Here is a 21,850-nt window from a genome sequence, read left to right on the forward strand (position 1 = left end):
GAAAAGATTATTAGATGTTTGCTGAAACATCTTTAAAATCCTTTTTAGCATGAAAACAAATCTACTATCTCTCGTCCTTTTCTTCGCCTGTTTATTTCCCATCGCATCTTATGCTCAGGAAGAGCCCAAATTACAATACAGTGTAGGATTCGGTTCATCCATTGACGGAATGAATTTGCTATGGGGACTAAACTTCACAAACGAATTGAATGTGAGGCTAGGAAAAAGAACCTCCTTTAATGCCGGACTCTCATTTTATCAATCCCTGGGTAGTTTGGAGGAAGAAACATTACCTATTTATTCCAGTGGAAAAAATAATGAACAGTCTTCTGGCATCTTCATTACCCCATCATTCAAATACGACATTATACTGCGACCTTCTGGATTCAACTTAGCTTTTTCAGCTGGACCTTCCCTACAGCTTGGAGGAGAATCTTTCATCCGTTCTTTTTATTCAGGACAGCCCGTCTCAAACTACATAGTCAACAAATATCAACGCGTTGGTTTAATGATAGAATTAGAAGCTGAATGGAACTCTAAGAATCCAAATCGTAAAAATGCAGTCAGTCTTTCAGCATTCGGAGCTGATAATGCCATTCCATGGTATCTAAACGCTACCTATAAATTGAGATTTAAACTCGGAAAGAAATAAACTCAAAATTCTAACTTGCGTCCTTACTTCGAAAGAACTCAAGTCTTCCATATGAATATAAAACCTATTCTCTCCCTGTTTTTACTAGCTTTTAGCATCAGTTCTTTTGCTCAAAAAGCTCCCCTTCAGAAAGTTACCAGCCCTTACTTTAAGCTCGTAAGACCAGAATTCGACGGTGACTTAGCCTACGAGACAGTAGCTTTTGTGGAGCAATATTGGAGGATTGCTGGAAATACTGGATTTAATAACACTGTATTTCTTATTGCTGAGAAGCTGGAAGCAGCTGGTTATGTATTGGAAGAAAAAGCAACCGACGCAGATCGATTCACCTATAGAATCGAAACTCGGGATATGAGACAACCAACTTGGGAGCCGGTTTCTGCTTCTTTGAAAATAGTTGACTCCAATGAAAATCTACTTTCATCGGAGACCAACCGCAACATGATTTATCAATACTCCTCCTCCACTCCATCTGAGGGGATTAGTGCAGAAGTGATTTATATAAAAAGCAAGGAAGCTCTTTCTTCACTTGATTTAACCGGAAAAATTCTCTTCTCGGATCAGGTAGGCTACAGGACTTTACAGGCTGTGGTGAACGAGAAAGGTGCATTGGGCGTGCTGACTTATGATATGCCAGCCTATCTGCAACCTGAGAAAAACACTACTTCCATTCAGTTTCGAGGCTTGAGATACGATGCAGCTAATCCTGCCTGGGCGATTGCACTATCTTTCGAAGCCAAAGAAAAACTGAAAGCAGAATTAGCAAAAGGCAAAGTAAAACTGCTAGTGAAGGCAGAAACCAAGATTTATGAATCAGAGGAACTCACTGTAGTAGCTAATGTGAAAGGAAGCGAATTACCTTTGGAAAGTCTGGTATTCTCAGCGCATATCCAAGAGCCTGGCGCAAATGACAATGCTACAGGAGTGGGCACGCAACTGGAAATGGCAAGCATTACAACAGATTTGATCCAACAAGGAAAGCTGGATCTGAAGCGCACGCTGACCTTTCTCTGGGGAGATGAGATAATTTCTACAAGAAGATACATCGAGGAAAAGGATAAGCGGGAAGCCGATATCAACTGGGGAATTTCTTTGGATATGGTTGGTGAAAATACTGACATCACGGGCGGGACATTCCTAATTGAAAAAATGCCTGATCCAAGTGCAATCTGGACTCGCGGTGAGGACAAGCATAGTGAATGGGGAGGCTCACCAATGACCGTAGAGCAAATGAAACCGCACTATTTAAATGACTTTATCCTGACCAATTTTGAGGCGCAAGGAGAATATGCTGACTGGGTGGTGAAAACCAATCCATTCGAAGGAGGATCTGATCATACCCCATTCCTTCAGGCTGATATTCCGGGACTTTTGCTTTGGCACTTTACCGATCAGTTTTATCACACAGATAATGACCGCTTGGATAAAGTCTCCCAAAAAACCATGCAAAATGTAGGGACGGCAGCTTTGGTTTCTGCTTTTACTTTATTGAATGCGGATGCGAAAACTGTTGATCACATGATTGCAATGATCATAGCAAAAGCATCTGTACGGTTAATAACAGAAAACCAACTCAGCAAAAAGGCTATTGCAGCTGGTGGATCAAAGGAGGAAGAGCAAAAGATCCTAGATACCTGGACGGATTATTATGAACGTACTATGGATTCTATTAAGGATTTGGTGCCTGCCGATGATGAAAAAACCTTAAGAAAAATAACGCTGGCAAAAGCAGCGATTAAGGCTCAGGTGCCTCAACTTTAGTAAAATCTCGCGGCGTCGCAGCGGCGCAGCGATTTTATTTATTTGTAGACTTCTTCACATTTCCAAACCTGATCATTGATTTTGTTAATTTCCAAAAGCTCGTTTTGGATTTTCCACCAACAGCATTTCCCAATCTGATGCCGTAAATCCCTTGGCGTTTAATGCTGGCATTAGTTTTTCGAAAATATTGGTAAAAGGCACAAAATCTCCGCCATTGGGTTTGGCGGGGTCATACCAACCTGCATCGTGGGAAATCAGCACTTGATCCAAGAATCCATTTTCCTTAGCAAAAAATAAGCGATCCACGTATTCATCTACACTCCATCCTATTCCATCTAAACTGACCCAAACTCCCATTTTTGTAGCAGTGGCATAATTCTGAAAATCCTGTTCGGCCTGTGCATGAACCCAAACGAATGATGTTGGAGAAATTCCCATTTCCTGCAAAATTGCCACTTCCTGCTTGGCTATATTCCAAGTTCCGGTGTGGGAATAGATTTTCAAACCGGTTTTCTCATAAGTCATTCCTGCTGCTCTGACTAATTTTGAATCCATTTCCCCCAAAGAATCATCCTCATTAACAGAAATTTTGATAAATCCCGGCTTGATACCAGTTCCTTCTATCCCATTTTCGTATTCATTAATCCACCGCTCTGACAACTTATCCGCTGTTTCTGTAAATGCATAATCAGGTAAAAACCTTCCCTTTTGCGTACCATAAAGTCCAGTATTTGTGATAAGTTGAATTCCAGATTGCTCACTCAGTTTTTTAAGTAGCATTGGATCTTTGGCTAAATAAGAAGGTGTACAATCAAAAATCGTCTTCACACCATGCTTCTTCACTTCCAGCAAATACGGTAAAACTTTAGTAATTACTTCTTCTTGATTATAACGCTCTGGAGAGACTGAATCCGCACCTATAAAATCCACCAGCATATGCTCATGAATTAATGTCAAACCCAAGGAATCTGTGGAAATGGGGCCATTTACAGTGTGGATATAATTGCTTCTCTCTTCCGACTGGGCAGTCGCAAAATCAATGATCAGAAAACTTAATGTTACTAGCAGTAAAAATCTCATACATAAAGCTACTTAACTCCCAGGGTCAATTCCAATTTTGAGCCTAGTTTAGAAAAGTCTTCAGAAGTCTTAGCTATTTTAGCTCATAAAAGTAGATGGTCTGCACATCCTTTTCGACCGCATCAGGATCTTCACCCGGCTTGGCGTTTGAATATAGTATATCACGAACTGACCAAAGGTTCACATCCCAATTGCCTTGCCATATTTTTTCTTCGCTTTTAAAAATCTGGTAATTGGGGATTGACTTATATTTATCTGCCAATTCCATAAATTCTGGCCCACCCACATTCTCTTTTGGAAGCTTATCTACGTCCTCTTGTGGCGCAAAGCCATCAAATTGCGTTAACAAATAATCATTTGAGATCACAAAATTCGTGTATTCTGAACTGGCCAAAGCATTTAAAAATCCTTCAAATGATGCTTCATCCCTAGTTGGCGAAATCTGTTTGTAGCTTTTACCAGGGTTCAAATCCCATTTTCTTTTCAACTTTAATTCAGGAAACTCATAGACATACATTTCAGGGGAATTTGGAAAAAGCACAAACAGCTCATCCTCAAAAAATTTTACAATCGGATCTAAATTATTGTATTGTCCGGGATTGATAGCCACTTGGCTTTCAGCAGGAATGAACGCTGAACTAAGGGTTTTCATGGAACTGAGATCTCTTATTGTAATAAACGGGTAAGCAATATTAAAATCATCTGATTGATTAACCTCATGTGACTCAGACTTGTCGAGTGAAAATGTATAAAAGAAATTCTTATGCGTAAGAGCAGCTCGACTACCTACAATTCTTCTAGTGATCAATTCAAAATCCAACTCACGTTCCTCAATTAGATTAAATTCCAGATCAAAAATAAAAGCTCCAGTATGTGAGAGTATTAGTATCTTATCTTCACCCATATAGGTGGCTGTGCTAAAATACCTTGATTTGAAACTGTCCTTGCCATCTTCACTCCTATTTGCTTTGGTAAGTATGTGTCCCTCGGGATTAATCCTAAGAAGTTCACTAGTAGCCCAATCATAAAAAAGATATTCAGAGTGATCCTCTTTGACATCTATTAGTGCAAGTTCGGTCAAGTTATCAATCACTAGACTATCGGTAATCACTAACTCAGGAATATAAGCCGTTGCCTTAGTTTCATCAGTCTTTTCCCCGCAGGAAATGAGGACTAGAATAATTGAAATCAATAAAAAATTCTTCATTTTATTATTTTTTCCTAATAAGATAGGTGTGATGATCAGGAATTCAAAATTGAACGATGGATTTTCTGATTTATCACCTGTCAAAGATCAGGAACTGTGGAGAAATACTTCCGCAGGAATACTGAAGAAATTTTTAAGTTTTTGGGCCATCTTCAGCGTGATATCACGCTTGCCTGACAATACTGCCGACACATGTCCTTTACTGCCAATTATTGGTTCAAGATCTTTTGCCTTGATTCCCATTTCTTGCATTTTGTACTTAATGACTTCTAGCGGATCAAGCTCTGGAAGCTGATAATGTTTGTCATCATAATCTTTAACCAGCACCAATAGAAGTTCAAGCTCATCACTTTCTGACGTATTTGGCTCAGCATGGAATATTTCCATCAATCTTTTCGAAGCTTTATTATAGTCTTTTTCGCTTTTTAAAACTTTCCAATTCATATCCATAATTTGAGTCAATTTAAGATTGTCGGGTCAAAATCAATTTTCCGTACGTCTATTTTGTCATATTCTTTGTGAGTTCCAAACCACAATACATAGCAAGCTTTCTGCGAAAAATTCAGTGAAACTACGAGTCGGAAATCATTGCCTTTTATATTGAAAACAACTCTATTATTACTAACGATGCTGGCATTTCCATAAACTTGTTTCAGCTCATTGAAATTTGAAAATTCTCTTTTTAAAAATTCATTATACCAAATCAAAAGTTGAGTCGAAGCCATAGGATACTTTTGAGTGTAATATAAGATAGTCTTCTTAATAAGAATTCTCATTGATCAAAGGTATTGAAAAGTTGTCAAATTGCAAACATTTTGTATTATGGTGATTTACTTTGTATACCGCGCTAGTCGTGTTACCTCCTTTGACTTAGCAGCTGATATGCTGTTAAAAAAAATTCGGCTTGAAACTCAAAAATATTTTACTCATCCTAAATCATCATGAGAGGTATATTAATTTGGCTCCGGCATAATTCGTTGTGCTTAAAAATATGGAGAAACTATTAAAAGAACGATGATTAGAGTTATAGCAGAAAATTTACTTCAACTGGCTGTTGTGCTTCCAATTATTCTACTCACGCTGAGAAAAAGGGATTCGGAAACGCTGAAGATCCTGATAGCATTTGTAGCCTATCGTTTATTGAATGAGGTATTGTTATTTCTTTCCATAGAATATCCGGAAATACGGATTGGGGTTTCGAACTGGAATTGGTCTGGTAAACTATATGCCGTAATAGGTGCCTTAGTTTTCTTGTCGCTATACAGAAAATTCCCCTTATCTGATTACTTTTTGACTTTTAGACAGAATAAGAAATTCGCTACTAAGGGAATTTTCATTCTATGCTCTATTTTATTAATCAATATTATAGTGGCTTTCTTCTCCCCCGATAAGACATTCAATTTAGAAACACTCTTATTTCAATTTTCAATGCCGGGAATTAACGAGGAAATTGCATACCGGGGAATAATGCTTGGCCTTTTACTTAAGATCATGAAAGGTAAAAATCTTATTCTCCACTCAGCTGTCTGGATCACAGCGCTATTATTTGGAATGGCACATGGACTTTTTCTTACCGAAAAACTTAAGATAGTATTTGAATTCTCACCATTTCTCTGGTCTGTAATTTATGGTTTGATCTGGGGCTGGATTACAATCAAAAGTGGAAGCATTCTACTTGCTTTGATTTCTCATAACTTAGCAAATGGGGTAGTCAATCTAATAAGGATGAGGTGAAATTTCCCTTCGCGCCATCCTCCTTGCCCTTTGCGGTAAAATTACTAAACCACAAAAAAACCGAGCCTCGCAGCCCGGTTTATAATGTTGGTCTAGTATTTCAAAATTATCTTTCTAAACTTATATACTTCAGAAATTCATTTCGGGTTTGCTCGTCTTTTTCAAACTTACCTGAATAAAACGATGTCAAGGTAGAACTTGTTGTATCCTTCACTCCTCTGGAACTCACACACATATGATCCGCATCCATGATCACAGCCACATCGTCCGTACCTAGAGCCTCCACTAGTTCATTCCCGATTTGCATTGTCAGTCGCTCCTGTACTTGAGGACGCTGAGCAAAATATTGGACTATCCTGTTGATTTTGGATAAACCGATCACACTTCCATTGGAAATGTAGGCAACATGAGCCTTGCCATGAATCGGAACGAAGTGATGTTCGCAGTGCGAAAAGAACGTGATATTCTTCTCCACAAGCATCTCGTTGTATTTGTATTTGTTTTCAAAAAGTTTTGCTACAGGCTTATTCTTTGGATTCAATCCACTAAAAACCTCCTTCACATACATCTTTGCTACACGATGCGGGGTGCCTTTCAGACTATCGTCTGTCAGATCCAAGCCCATGATATGCATGATTTCTCTGAAGTGTTTCTCGATCAACTCTACTTTCAGCTCATCATCCATTTCGAAAGCATCTGCTCGTAATGGAGTCTCCAGGGAAGTCCCCACATGTTCATCTCCGATGTCCTCAAATGACGCGCGGGCAATTTTAATTCCCATCGTATTCAACAAAGTTTCTTTCTGTTTCATAAAGTCGAATCGTTAACTCGAATTTTCGATCAATTTCTTCCCTTAAAATATTCCAAATAACCACTGCAATGTTCTCAGCGGTTGGATTAAGTTTCTTGAATTCATCGGTATCCAGGTTTAAATTTTTGTGATCTAATTTTCTCAATACATGCTCCTTGATCAAATCACTGAGCACTTTCATATCGTAAACATAGCCAGTTCGAGGATCCACTTCCCCTCTCAGCTTTACGACCAATTCATAGTTATGACCATGAAAATGGGGGTTATTGCACTTCCCAAAAACGGCTTGATTCTGCTCATCCGACCACTCTGGGTTATGTAGGCGATGCGCCGCATTAAAATGTTCTTTTCTATAAACTGATACTTTCATTGAATGCTGAAACAGCCACTTTTCTGATTTTGTTTGAATTATTTTCCTTTTTGTCTGTTAGAGTACTTGAAGTATCCTGATAGACAGTGAAATAATTTTGGGAACGCAAAATTACAGAATAATAATTGGTACCAAAATAACTGCATCATCTCATCAAGCCAAGAACGGAGAAACTTAGTGAGAAGGTTCCCAGAAAAATTTCACAAGTTTTATGACCAAAATCATAAGAGACTGACTTTAACTTCGTTAAACTCACAGGATTTCATCCTAACTTTACATAATCACCCAAATGCTTATGCTTTCACAAACTCTTGCGATTACCTTCCTATTATTCATAGGGATTTTCCCTAATCCAGATTTCAAAGAAAACAAATCAAGTACCATCACAGCCATCGATCCAGTCTCAGTGACTTACGATGGATTACATACTAAAGATGGAGCACTTCCATCCAAAGAAGTCTTCACCTTGGCTATTCAAGGTTGGACAAAAATGAGAGATAATCTTAGCTCTAAAGTCCTAACTGTAATTGATTTCAGCCTCCCTTCCACCGCCAAAAGAATGTGGATTATCGATCCAGAAAAGGGAGAAATCCTCCTAAATTCTGTGGTTTCCCATGGTAGAAATTCCGGTGATTTGATGGCAAATAACTTTTCCAACACACCCGAATCCTTCAAAAGTAGTTTAGGCTTTTATAAAACCGCTGAAACTTACTCCGGAAAACACGGCTATTCTCTTCGTTTGGATGGTCTGGAAAAAGGTTTTAATGATCAGGCTAGAAACCGTGCGATAGTAATCCATGGAGCGGATTATGCCAAAGAGGAATTTGCTAAGTCTGTAGGAAGATTAGGCAGAAGCCTTGGCTGTCCTGCTCTACCGAGTGAGCTTTCTGCCAAAGCAATTGATCTAATCAAAGAGGGTTCTTTGCTTTTCATCTTCGGAAAAGACGATAACTACCTGACAAAATCAAGCCTGATCCAGGCTTGATTTTTTAGTTCTTAGCGCTTTCAAAAGTGCCTGATCCCTTTCATAGACATCAGATCGGAAATTAGCTTTCCCATTTTTATCAGCCCAGAAAGTCATATAAAGTAGCACTACTGGTATATCTCGATCCAGTTCTACTACCTCTTCCTCATCCTGATTCATTGCCTCTTTGATTTTTTCGTCATCCCAAGATTTATCATTCAGAAGGATTTTAGCAAATTGATCTGGATTCTGAATCCGGATACATCCATGACTCAACGCTCTTGTTTCCCGCTCAAATAAACTTCTGGCTGGCGTATCGTGAATGTAAATATTGTATTCATTCGGGAACATGAATTTTACAAGTCCCAAGGAATTGTCTCCCCCTGGCTTTTGCCTAACCCTATATGGAAAATCCTCTCCAGTATTAGTCCAGTCAACATTCTTCGCATTGACAGTCTCACCAGAACTAGAAACTACTTCCATATTTTTCTCTTCCAGATAGCCATTGTTTTCCTGTATAGACGGAATAATCTCGTCCTTCGTAATAGACTCTGGAATATTCCAATAAGGACTGAAAACGATATAGCTCATCGGGGCCGTAAAAGTCGGCGACTCATTGTATTCTTCTCCCACGATCACTTTAGCTGTGAAGGCAGTGTCGGACTTATTCATATAGTCCAGTTGATAGTTGGCAATATTCACGAGCACCATCTCTTGATCCCAATCCATTTTAGGCATCCATCGAAGTCGTTCCATATTAATGGAAGCTATATCGATTAGATTTTGAGGAGAATTATTAAGGGATTCAGCAACTAAGGAGCCGATCACCCCATCTGGATTCATGCCATTTGATTCTTGATATTTCTGTAATCCAACAAACATTGTAGAGTCAAAGAGCGTAGGATCTCCCATTTCGTAAGGGTTCAAAAAATCCCAAAATATTAAACGCTTGCGCAATACGGGAATAGCAGAATGCTTCTCTCCCACTTTTATTGCTCCTTCCACGGGTTCGAATTCCCAAGTGAGCGTATCATTCTTTTGAATTTCATACAACTCTTCAATAGCATCTCTACCCTGTGCATACAAATCCGAACTAGGATATAAACTTGCAAAAGCCTTGTCAACGGAACTTCCATTTGCAACTTCTTCAAGCAATGCAGTGTAATTCACTTCAGTTTCTTTCTCTTCAAATTTCCAGTTTGGGTCAAGATCAGAAGGGTTTACTTTCCCTTTTTCCAAGTCATGGGCTAGTTGGTAAAAACTAGCTGTAAGCATAAGTTCCAGCTGGACTTTTTCTTCTGAGGATAAGTTTCTGAACTTCTTCTTTTCCTTTTCAGAATCAGTGGAAAGTTCATAAATCTGGTTTAGATGATAATCCTCAGGCTGGAGGCCATCATATTTTGAATTTTCTATCTGAGTGAGTAATTCCTCACCCGTCTTGGAAAGCGAACCATTGAAAAGCCACACTTCCAGGTACTCTCTCGAAGCATAAAACTCCCTGATTTCATCTCCATAAGCAGATTGGGCTAAGATCCCGGTCTCTTCTCCACTTAGGCTTTGCTCCAATTCATCTGCCAAATCAGATCTACGCTGATTGAAAAACCATATCAATCCTAAGGCTAGGACTAAAATTGCTGCAATGGATAAAATTAATTTCTTGTTCATAAAAGGCGATTTGTATCACTTTATTTTTGTCAAAGTTCGTACGCTTAAAACTATCAAAAAAGAAACCCTAATGAATTAAACTTAGCTTATTCACTGTCAGCGCCTTAAGATAAACTGGGATTATATAGGTATAATTAGTTATGCTTTTTTATTGAGTCTAGCATTACCCAATTTGGGGAGAATGCGATTCGTTAAACTAGCTATTTGCGAAGCGCTTCTAGTACTTCTTCGTCTCTGTCATAGATATCTTGACGAAAGTGTCCCTGCCCCTTCGAATCAGCCCAAAAGGTGAGGTAAAGCAGGACTACGGGAATTTTGCGGTTGAGGGTAACGATTTGCTCCCTGTTTTGATGCATAGCCTGATCGATTTTCTCAGTAGTCCAAGTAGGGTCATCCTTCAGAAGTAATGCAGCAAAATCTGCAGGATTCTGAATTCGGATACAGCCATGGCTCAGCGCTCGGTCTTCTCTGGTAAACAGGCTCCTGCTAGGTGTATCGTGAATGTAAACACTATACTCATTGGGAAACATAAATTTCACCAAACCCAGAGAATTATGAGCTCCAGGTTTTTGGCGGATCATATATGGAATAGATTTCCCGCTCCAATTAACAGACGTGGGATCCACAGCTTTGCCGGAGAAAGTCACTACTTCCATGTTTTTTTGCGCTAGGTAATTTGGGTTTTTGCGAACCGCCGGCATCACTTCATTCCGCACGATGGAAGTAGGCAAATTCCAGTAAGGGCTAAATACTATGTAACTCATCGCAGAAGAAAAAATCGGGGATGCATGGTATTTCATACCCACAATCACCCTAGCCGTAAATAACGTGTCTCGATTACTCAGGTAATCCAATTGATAGTTGGCAATATTAACCAGAATCATCTCAGCACCCCGTAAGGTGTCAGGTAGCCAGCGGAGGCGCTCCATATTCACCGCAGCTCTATCCATCAGGTCAGCAGGAGATTGGTTTAAAGCGTTGACCGTGTTTTTACCCAAAGCCCCATCTGGTTCTAAGCCATTTCTTTGTTGGAAATTTTGAACCGCTGAGAACATAGTAGAATCATATTCCTTCTCGTCTGCATAAGCATAAGGCTGAAGGTATTTCCAAAATCCCAGACGCTCCCGCAAATTGGGGATCCCCCCATTTTTTTCACCAACTTTGATGGTTTTCGAGATTTTGACCGCCTTCCAGTTGAGTGTGTCCTGTTTACGGATTTCATCCATTGCCCGGATTACCTCACGTCCTTTTTTATAAATTGATATAGACGGATATAACGTCTCTAAAGATTGTCTGATCTGTTGACTATCAAGAGCTACTTCGAGCAAATCATTGTAAGAAACCTTTGTCTTTTTAGCCGTGATATGCCAATTCCCCGCTAGATTGTTGGGATTCACTTTACCTATTTCCAAGTGTGAAGCCAAATGGAAAAATGCATCAGATAGCAACAGGTCCACATCCGCCAGATCATCCAACGCATTTGGAATAGACTGCTTCTTGTTGGACTCGAATTGATTAAAAAATTCATTGATCAGATCCAAGTGATAATTCTCTGGCTTAAGTCCATCAAACTCGCTTTGGATTATCTCAAACCGCAACTCGTATGCTAACTCAGAGAGTACACCATCATGAGTCCATGCTGGATTAAAAGTGCGATTGGTGTAAAACTGGTGAATTTCGCCTTTGGCAAAAAGCTCGTTACTGCGGACATTCAAAGGGACATCAGGCTGATCTAGCTCTAGCCGTATCCTAATATTATCGGAAAGATCATTGCTTTGGGCAAAACAAAAAAGCCCCGGAGCAAGACTCAGGAGCATTAATACCAGCAAGTGTTTGTTCATAAATGTGGATTGATTATTCAACTTCAAAATCCTGATACTTTCTACCCAATGTCCAGGCCTCTTTCAGCATCTCTAAAAACTGACCCATTTTATGGAGTGGGATCAGATTTGGCCCATCGCTAAGTGCCTTGGCTGGCTCTGGATGAGTTTCTATAAAGAATCCGTCAATTCCTGTTGCCGCAGCTGCTCTAGCCAAAATAGGGGCAAATTCACGCTGACCTCCACTACTTCCTCCCTGTCCGCCTGGCTGCTGTACTGAATGAGTAATATCAAACACAACCGGTGCAAACTGGCGCATTATCGGAAGTCCTCGCATGTCCACTACCAGATTATGATATCCTAGCGAAAAGCCTCTTTCTGTAAGACATACATTTTCATTTCCTGTGGATCTCACCTTGGACACCGCATATTGCATATCTTCAGGTGCCATGAACTGGCCACGCTTGATTTTGACGGCTTTTCCACTTTCGCCTGCGGCTAAAAGCAAATCTGTCTGCCGACAAAGAAACGCAGGAATTTGCAAGACATCTACCACTTCCGCTACATCCTTTACTTGATAGCTTTCGTGGATATCTGTCACTAAAGGGACATTCAAAGCATTTCCTACCCGCTGTAAAACTTCCAAGGATTTGTCCATCCCTATACTTCGAAATGATCCAGAGGAGGTTCGATTGGCTTTGTCAAAAGACGCCTTGAAAACATAAGAAAAACCATGTTCATCAGCCCAAGCTTTCACTTTGGTTCCGATTTCCAGACAAATATCATAGCTTTCTACAGCACATGGTCCAGCGAATAAAACAGGTTTTTCTTGACCCAAAATCACTGAATCCGTGATTCGCATGGGCTTGTTATTTTTTATCATTTTCCTGAAGGGATAAAGTGTCAATTATGGTGGATAGGCTACCGCTAGAATGAAGAAGCAAATCTCCAACTTCCCGAAAAGCTCCTTTACCTCCATCAAATCTGGAAACATAATGGGCAATCGGCTTGATGTACTCCAGCGCATCCTTGGGAACAACAGCTAGACCAACGCGAGACAAGATAGGAAGATCGATCAGGTCATCCCCGATAAAGGCAACTTCTTCAGCTTGCAGTTCCAGTGTTTCTAAGACTTCGCCAAACTTTTTACCCTTGTTCTTAACCCCATGGTAATGAAAATCAAACTTGAGTTCCTCACAGCGGTTTTGAACAACGTAGGATTCTCTACCCGTAATCGCTCCGACCATCAAACCATTTTTTCTCAGATGATAAACGATCAAACCGTCCTTCACATTAAATTTTTTAAATTCTAAGCCATTATCATCATAGATAATGTCCCCATCAGTCATCACACCGTCTATATCGGTGATGACAAGTTTTATTTTGGCTGCTCTTTCCCAAATATCTTCTGAGATATGAGCGAAGTAATCAGCTACTATTTTTTCTGCTTCCATTGGATTGAATAAAGGTCGAGCCTTCTCTGCTCAAGATTACGTACACTTCCTGCTTTTCTCTGCTTGGTCAAAAGATCCAAATCCACATCGGCCACGATGATAGTTTCTTCATTTTCTGAAGCCATAGCAACTACCGCATCATGGGGGAAAGAGAAATCTGAAGGCGAATAAATTGCAGCTTGGGAATACTGAATATCCATATTCTCCACTTTAGGCAGATTACCGACCGAACCCGTAATCGCTACGTAGCACTCGTTTTCGATCGCACGTGATTTAGCGCAGGTGTTTACCCGAAGGAAAGCATTCTTGGTATCAGTCCAAAAAGGAACAAACAAAATATCCATTTCCTGCTCTGCGAGGATTCTCCCAAGTTCTGGAAATTCTACATCGTAGCATATCAAAATCCCTATTCTTCCTGCATCGGTGTCAAAGACATTGATTCCATTTCCACCTTGAAGTCCCCAGTAAGAAGCCTCATCTGGAGTAATATGGAGCTTGTATTGTTTATCTTGGGTACCATCTCTCCTGCAGAGGTAACTTACATTTCTAAGCTTTTTACCATCGTACTCAGGCATAGATCCAGCGACAATGTTCAGGTTATAAGAAACCGCCAGATCGCTCATTCTGCTTATAATTTCATCTGTATAATCTGCCAGATTTCGGATCGCTTCTGAAGCATCCATATCATTGAATTCTGCCAAAAGTGGTGCGTTGAAGAATTCGGGAAGTAGGCAGAAATCTGATTTATAACCAGAAACTGTATCCACGAAGAATTCCACTTGCTGCATAAGGTCATCCACGTTCGAGAATCTACGCATCTTCCACTGTACCAATCCAAGACGGACAATTGACTTCTTGTTACCAATAAGCTTCTCGTCCTTTTCATAGTAGATATTGATCCATTCGAGGAGTGTAGCGTAAGCTCTGGAATCAGTATCGGAAGGTAAATACTTGGTAATTACTTTTCGGACGTGAAATTCATTTGCCAGTTGGAAAGACAAAACCGAGTCAAAAATCTCCTTGTTTTTGACCAGATCAATGTATTTCCTTGGTGTCATTTCATCCGCGTAATTCGTATAGCCTGGAATCCTGCCTCCGGCGATGATCGAGCGAAGGTTGAGATTCTCACAAAGCTCTTTTCGTACATCATACAACCTACGCCCCAATCGCATTCCCCGATAATCTATGTGTACAAAGACATCTGTGCCATATAGCGTATCTCCTTCCATGTCATGGGTGTCGAACTTGCCATAGCCGGTGATTTGATCATACGTATGATTATCTCCAAACTTATTATAATCGACCACTAAACTCATAGCAGCCGCTACGACTTTCCCATTATCCTCGATTGCAATTTGACCCTCAGGAAAGGCTCTAAGTTGATTTTTTAGTTCTTCTTTCGTCCATGCTCCACCTTGATTTTTATAAATAGAAACCATGATTTCCCGGATATCTTCATAATCCGAGAGTTTAATATTTCTAAGCTTTAGCCTATGCTCCAGCTCTTCTTTTTGCTTGCTCATGGTTCAAAATTAGCCAAATTCAATTAAATATCTCCATAGCCTCCATCCCAAGGAAAAAATGAGAACAATCCTTAAATCAGCATGGTTTAATAGAATTATATTACATTAAAAGCAATTTTGAATAACTCGAAATTGAAGAATGCAACAAACAAGTACTAACTAAATGCAGCAGGAAATAAAAGAAGTAGCCAAAGAGAAGGCTCAAGGATTTATTGAATGGATACAGGAACTATTCAGTTATAGCCTAATCAACTTAGGAGATTCTAAGCTGACTGTAGGCCTAATCCTCACCTTGATTATATCCTTCGTAGTCCTTTTTATTATTACCGAATGGATAAGGAGACTACTGGTTCACAAGGTATTAACTCGATATCAGATCGACTCTGGAACAAGATCCTCTATCGGCATGATAGTAAAGTATGTGCTGATTATGGCAGGTGTATTTTCTATCCTGCAAACAAATGGAGTTGATCTGAGTGCTTTTGGAATCCTGGCTGGTGCGTTGGGTGTAGGTATTGGTTTTGGTCTGCAAAACATTACCAACAACTTCATTTCCGGACTTATCATCCTATTTGAGCAGCCTATAAAAGTGGGTGATCGAATCGAAGTGGGTGATGTTTCTGGCGATGTGATCAGGATTTCAGCCCGATCTACTACCATTGTCACTAATGACAATATTACGATAATTGTACCTAACAGTCAGTTTATCGATAGTCCGGTGATCAATTGGTCACATAATGATAGAAATATACGCTTCAATTTTCCTGTAGGAGTAGCTTATAAAGAAGATCCGGAAAAAGTGAAAAAGATCCTTATTGAAGTGGCAAAAGAAAATGACGGCGTGCTGAATATCCCTGCTCCGGATGTGCTTTTTGATAGCTATGGTGACAACAGCATCAATTTCATTCTCCGTGTATGGTCCTCAGAATACATTAATCGACCAAAAGTGCTGAAAAGCCAGTTGTATTATGTGATCTTCAAGAAATTTAGAGAGCAAGGAGTTGAGATACCATTCCCGCAGCGAGATCTTCATCTCAAATCTGGATTTGATAAGTTCGAAAATTAGCCTAATTTTCACTTGAAATCCCGTGACGGAAAATCAGGTAAAGGCCGACTATGAAAAAAATACTCTTCTTTTTTCTTTTTCTTTCCTCTACCCTGGCGTATTCCCAGAGTTTTTACAGATACAGGTTTGAAGAGCCCTTCTCAATATCTGCCAGTGCGGGAGTAACTCAATACTTTGGAGAGCTCTATTCATTTTGGAAATATAACGAAGGAGTCCAGCCTGACTGGAATGCCAATATTGCCTTTCATTATACTATAGGTACAAACTTAAGAGCACGGGGTGAATTTACCTACTATCAAATGTCCGGATCAGATCCCCCTTCAGATCCTAGGGCTTACAGGACTCCTAGAAATTTGGATTTCAGAGCACGAAACTGGGAAGTTTCCGGTATTGTAGAATACTATTGGTATCCTGTAAAAGTCCCTAATATCCATCGTCCACTTTGGAATCCATATATTTTCTTCGGACTCGGAATGTCAACCAATAATCCTCAAACCCAACTCGATGGAGAATGGATAGATTTACGCCCATTACAGTTGGAAAATAATCCCTATGAACGCTACGTCATGGTCTTTCCTATGGGACTTGGTATGAAATACAAATTAAATGTATACGTAGACTTAATATTTGAAGGGAATTATCGATTCACACTAACAGACTACATGGATGATATTTCATCTTATAATATCAGTGAATTCTATCTTGACCTAGTAGATGATTATGTCAGTGGTAAGAATCCAGATAGGCTAAGACTTGCTATCAGAAATCCAAGCTTTATTGATGACAACGGTCTGCCAGATGTAGACAAAATCCTTAGAAACAATGGGAGAATTCGACGCGGATCTGGCCTGACTCATCGTTATGATGGGTACATGATGGTCTCTCTGGGATTGGAAATCCATTTGTCTCCTGATATCTGGGACAACCTCTTCTTACGAAACAGAGTGAACGAGAAAGCTTTCCGATTCTGGTAAATAATCAAATTTGAGATTTGAGTGTTTGAGATTTATAGCTCCAATTCCATCTTTATATCACACCTGCAATATTTCCCTTCCTCAAGTTCAGCTTCTGTAAAACCTAACTTACGGTAAATTCTCAGTGCAGGAGAAAGCTTGGAATGCGTATAGAGCACAACTTTCTTCCCTCCCATTTCTCTGGCTTTTTCTAAAATAGCCTGGCCAAGTAGCAATCCCACTCCTTTCCCCTGAGCCGAAGATGTTACTCCCATTTTGATGAGTTCAAACTCATCAGCTGAGATTTTATGAAGTCCTACTGTACCAACAATTTCCTCACCTAGCTTTGCATAAATTATGGTACCTCCAGGCTTCACTATCGTGTCTTCAGGACTATCGAACTGAGCCTGATCAAACGGTTCTATTGAAAAAAGATTCTCCACCCATGTTTGGTTGATTGATTTGAAAAAAGGGCTCAGCTCAGCTGAATAAGGCAATATCTCAACCTGGTCCATTAGAACAACTTTTTAGATTATGAAAACCAAAAGTAAAAAGAATCGCTTAGCTTAGAAATACGAAATCGAGCATTTAATAAGCGTCACTCACTGCAATGATTGCCAGCCTTGCGAGATTCCATATGACCTTTAAAAAATAAATTGTAATCATATGAAAACCACACTTCTTATGAAATTCAAAATCCTCATCCTTAGTTTACCACTGCTATTTCTCGCAATTCTTACGAACGCCCAAACTCCAGAGCAACAGTTGGAAAAACTTGGGTTAACTCTTCCAGAAGTCGGAACCCCAATTGCGAATTATGTGAAATGGAAACAAGTAGGTAATATGCTGTATTTGTCTGGCACTGGTCCGGATGTATTCGGAAAAGTCGGTGCGGAACTAACGACTGAAGAAGGGTATCAGGCAGCTCGGGAGACTGGACTTGAAGTGATTGCGGTGTTGAAGGCGGCGATAGGAGATCTTGGTAAGGTCAAGCAGTTTGTAAAAGTATTGGGAATGGTCAATTCGGATCCAAACTTCACAAAGCAGCCCGCCGTAATCAATGGATTTTCTGATTTGATGGTGGAAGTATTTGGAGAGAAAGGCAAGCATGCCCGATCTGCAGTAGGCGTCGCTGCACTGCCCAATAATATGGCTGTGGAGATCGAAGTGATAGTGGAATTGCATGATTAGCAGATCTCTTTCTTACCCATCAATTCAATTCGGAGAGTTAACTTTCATAAAAAAACCTCGAAATCACTAATCCAGTAACTCCTATAAATTCTTCGAAATAGTAGAGAAAACCGGAGATTTTTCCTGTATTTTTGGCGAAAACCACATCAAATCTGAATGATTTCGGATTAATGATGTGGTTTTTTCAATTTTAGTCAAAAATCAGTTTTTCGAGTTTATTCAGATGAAGAAGCAAATTCAGCGAGGGATTCGAGTGTCTCGTTACGTTTTTTATAAGGAAACCTTAATAGATGCCAAAGAACATTTTTGGTCCTTTTTAGGGGCCTTCGTAGGAATTGGATTGATTACTTTTTTTCATAGCAATGCCCTAAATAGTTATGAAAATCTATTTCTGATCGGGTCATTTGGAGCATCGAGTGTGCTGGTTTATGGTTTGATCGGAAGTCCATTGGCACAGCCAAGAAATCTTGTTGGTGGACATGTTGTTTCAGCGATAGTGGGAGTTACGGTGAATCTTATTTTTCCCAATATGCTATGGATCGCCGCTCCCTTGGCCGTTGCTTTATCTATTGTTATTATGCAGATGACACTCACCTTGCATCCTCCGGGCGGAGCAACTGCTTTGATCGCCGTCATCGGATCTGAGAAAGTGAAAGCCCTGGGTTATATGTATGTTATTTCACCCGTTTTGACAGGTTCTTTGATTTTGCTAGTGGTTGCTTTGGTTTTCAATAATATTACCTCGCACAGGAAGTATCCTTCTGATACACCATTTAGAAGGACTTTGAAAATGGTACGGAAGAAAAGGATTTAGTTAAAAGACTTTTCAGATGGAAAAAGTATAAGATCTTATTTCAAAGTGAGCTTCCCATTCTCAGAAGTATCAATATCCATTTTCCCAACCTTAGTTGGAAGGATCAGCTCAGCATAATTCCCTACTATCCCAGAGATCTGATTTACGCTACCTGATAGTTCACATAGTTCACCAGATAGTATCAAGTCCAATTCTTTTACTGAAGTAAGACTCAGGTCAAATTTTTGAGGAGATAAAATGTGCAAATATGAAAGCTCTGACTTTTTCGACATAAGCACTTTACTATTGCCATAAGTTATAACGAGAGAGTCCTGTCTAAAATCACCTAAATCTACCTCCCAAGTATTATAAACCATTAAATGCTTGAGATTCGACACTTCAAGCTTAAATCCTCCATTACTCCCCTGTCGTAGATTTTTAATGAATAATGTGTCATTCCTGACACTATAATCTTGAATCGCCTCGATCTCGGGTGGGGTAATACCATCACCAGTTAATTCCTCATAATGCAACTGATTACTATCTCCCTGAACTATCTTCAGGCGGGCTGCTTGCTCGATTTTTATAGCCGAAAATTCATCCAGAGGGTCTGTTTTTGTGGTAACTCTACGCATCCCGGGTATATTACCATAATCAGCGAATTGATGCGAGACCAACAGCGAAGCCATAATGCTTACCCAAGCAAAAGTCAAAAAGGAAACGATGATTTTATTACTGGTTTTCATGGTCGTTGGATTGGATGGTTTGAATAAGGATTTGCAGATCCCCGGAATTGAGTTTGAGTACTTCTATCTGGTGTAGAATAGCAGGAAGTTCATCTTGTAAAAAGGTCTGCTTTTGCATCTTGAGTAGATTTTGCTTTGCGTCAGAGGCTACGAAAAAACCAATCCCACGCTTGTTTTCGATGATTCCCTCCTCCTCCATCAGCGCATAACTTCGCATAACGGTATTGCGGTTTACTTCCATATCCATGGCAAGTTCCCGCACCGAAGGAATCTTCTCTCCAGTCTCCATTTTTCCCTGAAGAATCTGGTCTGCTACCCAATCCCGGATCTGAAGGAAGATGTTTTTTGTTTCGTTAAAATCCATCTTAAACCTCCCGCTCTTTGAGTTTGAGATAGGGCAGCAATAATGTCAAGAACAAGGCTGGCCAAACCAAAATCGATGAAATAAACACCAATAAAGGCACACCATCCATTACCTCCGGATTATCAATTCTGATAGAATAATTACCACCTGCGCCAAACGGGCTAGCATTTACTAGCCAGCTCAGGCCAAAGTGACTTCCAAAAAACAACGCAAGTATTATTGCAACAGCAAGTGGCATCATAATAAAATTCCATTTACCAAATACTATCCCACCCATAAACATCAATGTTGGAATTGAAAAGGTTAATCCAAAAATGGCCCAGTATACCATATTCATATCCATAGTTGTTCTAGGGATCCAATACAAATACAAAACCTCCACCTTGTGAATCTCAGGAAGGGCTGTTTTCTCTAAAAGTTGATGTTGGATAAAATAATAGACATCCACTGACAAATTGGCGCCAAGCCAAAAGACAATAGGATAAAGAATTAGGGGTAAAACCAATCGCGTACAAACCTGAATGAGATACTTTTCTACGGTGCTTGCTGGCAGGGTCAAGTGGCGTATGGATGTGTTTTTCTCCCTCAACTCAACAAAACTCTGACCTATTCCAAATACAGAAAGAAATATAAAACCATTAAAGAAGATTGAATTATAATCCACTGAACGCCATACAAATCCAGAATATTGATTAAACCAAACTGTTAAAAAAACTCCAAAGGATATTATGAAAATCCCAATCGTACCCATCAGATAAAACTTATTCTGAAATGCCCACTCATATCGCAAAAGGTTTTGAAGGCGATGATAATTTATTGAATTATTTCTCATAGGATTTCGGGGTTTTGAGTTTGAAGCATTGGATTCTCATCAAGACTATTGTTTAGAACTGCGTTGAAAAGCAATTCCAGATTTACAGGGGTTTGTGCTTCGTTGCCTTTTCTTGACCTGATGAATTGATAGCCAGTTCCAGATTTCTCAGCATGTAAAGTATCGTCTGGTAGATTTGAAGAAGTCCCGAAAAGCAGGCGATCAGACAATTCCAATAAATCAGCATCCAGTTCTATTTTTCCATTATTCAAAATGGCTACTCTATCAATCAACTTCTCCACATCAGCCACCAAGTGCGTGGAAATAATCAAGGTTTGTTCATCTCTTAGATTACCGGCCACTATTTTTCTAAAAACACTTTTGGAAGGAATATCCAAACCATTAGTCGGCTCATCGAAAAATAAAAACCTACAATTCGTACTGAGTCCGAAAGAAAGAAACACCTTCTTTCGCTCTCCCAGAGAAAGCTCTTTCAGTTTGACTTTCTTTTCCAAACCGAAATCAGCTAAAATCTGATCAAACTGAGATGAGTCAAACGCTGGATAAAATGCTCCCATTACCTTTTCGTATTCGCAAATGCTCATATTTCTAGGATAAGCGACATCATCTGTCAGCAAGAAGATCTGTTCTAGAAAAGCAGGCTTCCTCTCTTTTGGTATATGTGAAGCGAGGGTTATCGCACCACTTTTTGGGAAAAGTAAACCAGAGAGCAAATGCAGTAAGGTGGACTTACCAGCACCGTTTTTACCAAGTAGTCCAACGACCGAACCTTCGGGAACAGACCACTGAAGATCCTTGAATAGCATTGCCCTTTTGGGATAGGAAAAATTTAAATCTTTGAAGGAAATCATCATAGCATCATAC

General features: G+C 39.8%; 24 protein-coding genes. 8 read left to right on the forward strand and 16 right to left on the reverse strand.

What is annotated here, in order from left to right; all coding sequences use genetic code 11:
• The first annotated feature begins 49 nt into the window (after positions 1-49).
• Together SYJ56_RS22015 and SYJ56_RS22020 are read left to right on the forward strand one after the other, a co-directional pair.
• Positions 50-652: a hypothetical protein gene (locus tag SYJ56_RS22015; RefSeq protein ID WP_323837980.1), complete on the forward strand. Its 603-nt coding sequence runs from the start codon at positions 50-52 to the stop codon at positions 650-652.
• Positions 653-703: 51 nt separating this feature from the next.
• Positions 704-2,413: a M28 family peptidase gene (locus tag SYJ56_RS22020; RefSeq protein ID WP_323837982.1), complete on the forward strand. Its 1,710-nt coding sequence runs from the start codon at positions 704-706 to the stop codon at positions 2,411-2,413.
• An 84-nt stretch (positions 2,414-2,497) separates the two neighbouring features.
• Here SYJ56_RS22020 and SYJ56_RS22025 read toward each other — a convergent pair whose 3' ends face one another.
• The 4 genes from SYJ56_RS22025 to SYJ56_RS22040 form a co-directional block, all read right to left on the reverse strand.
• Positions 2,498-3,493, reverse strand: coding sequence for a phosphotriesterase family protein (locus SYJ56_RS22025; protein WP_323837984.1), 996 nt, complete (start codon positions 3,491-3,493; stop codon positions 2,498-2,500).
• A 73-nt stretch (positions 3,494-3,566) separates the two neighbouring features.
• On the reverse strand, positions 3,567-4,700 hold the full coding sequence (locus SYJ56_RS22030) for a hypothetical protein (RefSeq protein ID WP_323837986.1): 1,134 nt from the start codon (positions 4,698-4,700) through the stop codon (positions 3,567-3,569).
• Positions 4,701-4,787: 87 nt separating this feature from the next.
• Positions 4,788-5,144, reverse strand: coding sequence for a helix-turn-helix domain-containing protein (locus SYJ56_RS22035; protein WP_323837988.1), 357 nt, complete (start codon positions 5,142-5,144; stop codon positions 4,788-4,790).
• Positions 5,145-5,158: 14 nt separating this feature from the next.
• On the reverse strand, positions 5,159-5,476 hold the full coding sequence (locus SYJ56_RS22040) for a type II toxin-antitoxin system HigB family toxin (protein ID WP_323837990.1): 318 nt from the start codon (positions 5,474-5,476) through the stop codon (positions 5,159-5,161).
• 238 nt (positions 5,477-5,714) lie between these two features.
• Between SYJ56_RS22040 and SYJ56_RS22045 the strand changes: the two genes are divergently transcribed.
• Complete coding sequence (locus tag SYJ56_RS22045; protein ID WP_323837992.1) at positions 5,715-6,434, forward strand: CPBP family intramembrane glutamic endopeptidase; 720 nt, start codon at positions 5,715-5,717, stop codon at positions 6,432-6,434.
• A gap of 106 nt (positions 6,435-6,540) precedes the next feature.
• On the opposite strand, the gene folE is transcribed toward SYJ56_RS22045, so the two are convergent.
• Positions 6,541-7,245: a GTP cyclohydrolase I FolE gene (gene folE / locus SYJ56_RS22050; RefSeq protein ID WP_323837994.1), complete on the reverse strand. Its 705-nt coding sequence runs from the start codon at positions 7,243-7,245 to the stop codon at positions 6,541-6,543.
• Positions 7,205-7,615: a 6-pyruvoyl trahydropterin synthase family protein gene (locus tag SYJ56_RS22055; protein ID WP_323837995.1), complete on the reverse strand. Its 411-nt coding sequence runs from the start codon at positions 7,613-7,615 to the stop codon at positions 7,205-7,207. Before SYJ56_RS22055 ends, folE begins: the two co-directional genes overlap by 41 nt.
• Positions 7,616-7,910: 295 nt before the next feature.
• On the opposite strand from SYJ56_RS22055, the gene SYJ56_RS22060 reads away from it, so the two are divergent.
• Positions 7,911-8,600 (forward strand): murein L,D-transpeptidase catalytic domain family protein, encoded by a 690-nt coding sequence (locus tag SYJ56_RS22060; protein ID WP_323837997.1) that lies wholly within the window; start codon positions 7,911-7,913, stop codon positions 8,598-8,600.
• Here the strand turns inward: SYJ56_RS22060 and SYJ56_RS22065 are convergent.
• The 5 genes from SYJ56_RS22065 to SYJ56_RS22085 all read right to left on the reverse strand — a co-directional run bounded on the left by SYJ56_RS22065 (position 8,580) and on the right by SYJ56_RS22085 (position 15,041).
• A complete protein-coding gene (locus tag SYJ56_RS22065; RefSeq protein ID WP_323837999.1) occupies positions 8,580-10,244 on the reverse strand; it encodes a L,D-transpeptidase family protein in 1,665 nt (554 codons plus the stop codon). The two genes, SYJ56_RS22060 and SYJ56_RS22065, sit on opposite strands and share 21 nt — an antisense overlap.
• Before the next feature lie 200 nt (positions 10,245-10,444).
• Positions 10,445-12,085, reverse strand: coding sequence for a L,D-transpeptidase family protein (locus SYJ56_RS22070; protein WP_323838001.1), 1,641 nt, complete (start codon positions 12,083-12,085; stop codon positions 10,445-10,447).
• A 13-nt stretch (positions 12,086-12,098) separates the two neighbouring features.
• A complete protein-coding gene (gene kdsA, locus SYJ56_RS22075; RefSeq protein ID WP_323838003.1) occupies positions 12,099-12,947 on the reverse strand; it encodes a 3-deoxy-8-phosphooctulonate synthase in 849 nt (282 codons plus the stop codon).
• The gene (locus SYJ56_RS22080) at positions 12,934-13,518 is read right to left on the reverse strand and encodes a KdsC family phosphatase (protein ID WP_323838005.1); all 585 of its coding nucleotides are present in this window, start codon (positions 13,516-13,518) and stop codon (positions 12,934-12,936) included. The genes kdsA and SYJ56_RS22080 overlap by 14 nt, the downstream gene beginning before the upstream one ends.
• Complete coding sequence (locus tag SYJ56_RS22085) at positions 13,500-15,041, reverse strand: carbon-nitrogen hydrolase family protein (RefSeq protein WP_323838007.1); 1,542 nt, start codon at positions 15,039-15,041, stop codon at positions 13,500-13,502. The genes SYJ56_RS22080 and SYJ56_RS22085 overlap by 19 nt, the downstream gene beginning before the upstream one ends.
• 163 nt (positions 15,042-15,204) lie before the next feature.
• On the opposite strand from SYJ56_RS22085, the gene SYJ56_RS22090 reads away from it, so the two are divergent.
• Both SYJ56_RS22090 and SYJ56_RS22095 read left to right on the forward strand, forming a co-directional pair.
• Entirely contained in the window at positions 15,205-16,107 is a 903-nt protein-coding gene (locus SYJ56_RS22090) for a mechanosensitive ion channel family protein (RefSeq protein ID WP_323838008.1), read from the forward strand.
• Positions 16,108-16,157: 50 nt separating this feature from the next.
• A complete protein-coding gene (locus SYJ56_RS22095) occupies positions 16,158-17,081 on the forward strand; it encodes a hypothetical protein (protein ID WP_323838010.1) in 924 nt (307 codons plus the stop codon).
• A 32-nt stretch (positions 17,082-17,113) separates the two neighbouring features.
• Here SYJ56_RS22095 and SYJ56_RS22100 read toward each other — a convergent pair whose 3' ends face one another.
• On the reverse strand, positions 17,114-17,575 hold the full coding sequence (locus SYJ56_RS22100; protein WP_323838011.1) for a GNAT family N-acetyltransferase: 462 nt from the start codon (positions 17,573-17,575) through the stop codon (positions 17,114-17,116).
• Positions 17,576-17,744: 169 nt separating this feature from the next.
• Between SYJ56_RS22100 and SYJ56_RS22105 the strand changes: the two genes are divergently transcribed.
• Positions 17,745-18,251 (forward strand): RidA family protein, encoded by a 507-nt coding sequence (locus tag SYJ56_RS22105; protein WP_323838013.1) that lies wholly within the window; start codon positions 17,745-17,747, stop codon positions 18,249-18,251.
• Between the two features lie 223 nt (positions 18,252-18,474).
• On the forward strand, positions 18,475-19,065 hold the full coding sequence (locus SYJ56_RS22110) for an HPP family protein (protein WP_323838014.1): 591 nt from the start codon (positions 18,475-18,477) through the stop codon (positions 19,063-19,065).
• Between the two features lie 35 nt (positions 19,066-19,100).
• Here SYJ56_RS22110 and SYJ56_RS22115 read toward each other — a convergent pair whose 3' ends face one another.
• From SYJ56_RS22115 to SYJ56_RS22130, 4 genes are read right to left on the reverse strand one after another with little or no spacing between them, the layout of a single operon-like run.
• Complete coding sequence (locus SYJ56_RS22115; RefSeq protein WP_323838015.1) at positions 19,101-19,790, reverse strand: hypothetical protein; 690 nt, start codon at positions 19,788-19,790, stop codon at positions 19,101-19,103.
• Positions 19,777-20,154 (reverse strand): GntR family transcriptional regulator, encoded by a 378-nt coding sequence (locus SYJ56_RS22120; RefSeq protein WP_323838017.1) that lies wholly within the window; start codon positions 20,152-20,154, stop codon positions 19,777-19,779. Before SYJ56_RS22120 ends, SYJ56_RS22115 begins: the two co-directional genes overlap by 14 nt.
• Before the next feature lies 1 nt (position 20,155).
• Positions 20,156-20,986 carry a hypothetical protein gene (locus SYJ56_RS22125; protein WP_323838019.1) on the reverse strand — a complete coding sequence of 277 codons (831 nt, stop codon included), beginning with the start codon at positions 20,984-20,986 and terminating at the stop codon, positions 20,156-20,158.
• The gene (locus SYJ56_RS22130; protein ID WP_323838021.1) at positions 20,983-21,792 is read right to left on the reverse strand and encodes an ABC transporter ATP-binding protein; all 810 of its coding nucleotides are present in this window, start codon (positions 21,790-21,792) and stop codon (positions 20,983-20,985) included. The genes SYJ56_RS22125 and SYJ56_RS22130 overlap by 4 nt, the downstream gene beginning before the upstream one ends.
• Positions 21,793-21,850 lie beyond the last annotated feature (58 nt).

The sequence above is a fragment of the Algoriphagus aurantiacus genome, from assembly GCF_035156405.1.
Classification (GTDB): domain Bacteria; phylum Bacteroidota; class Bacteroidia; order Cytophagales; family Cyclobacteriaceae; genus Algoriphagus; species Algoriphagus aurantiacus.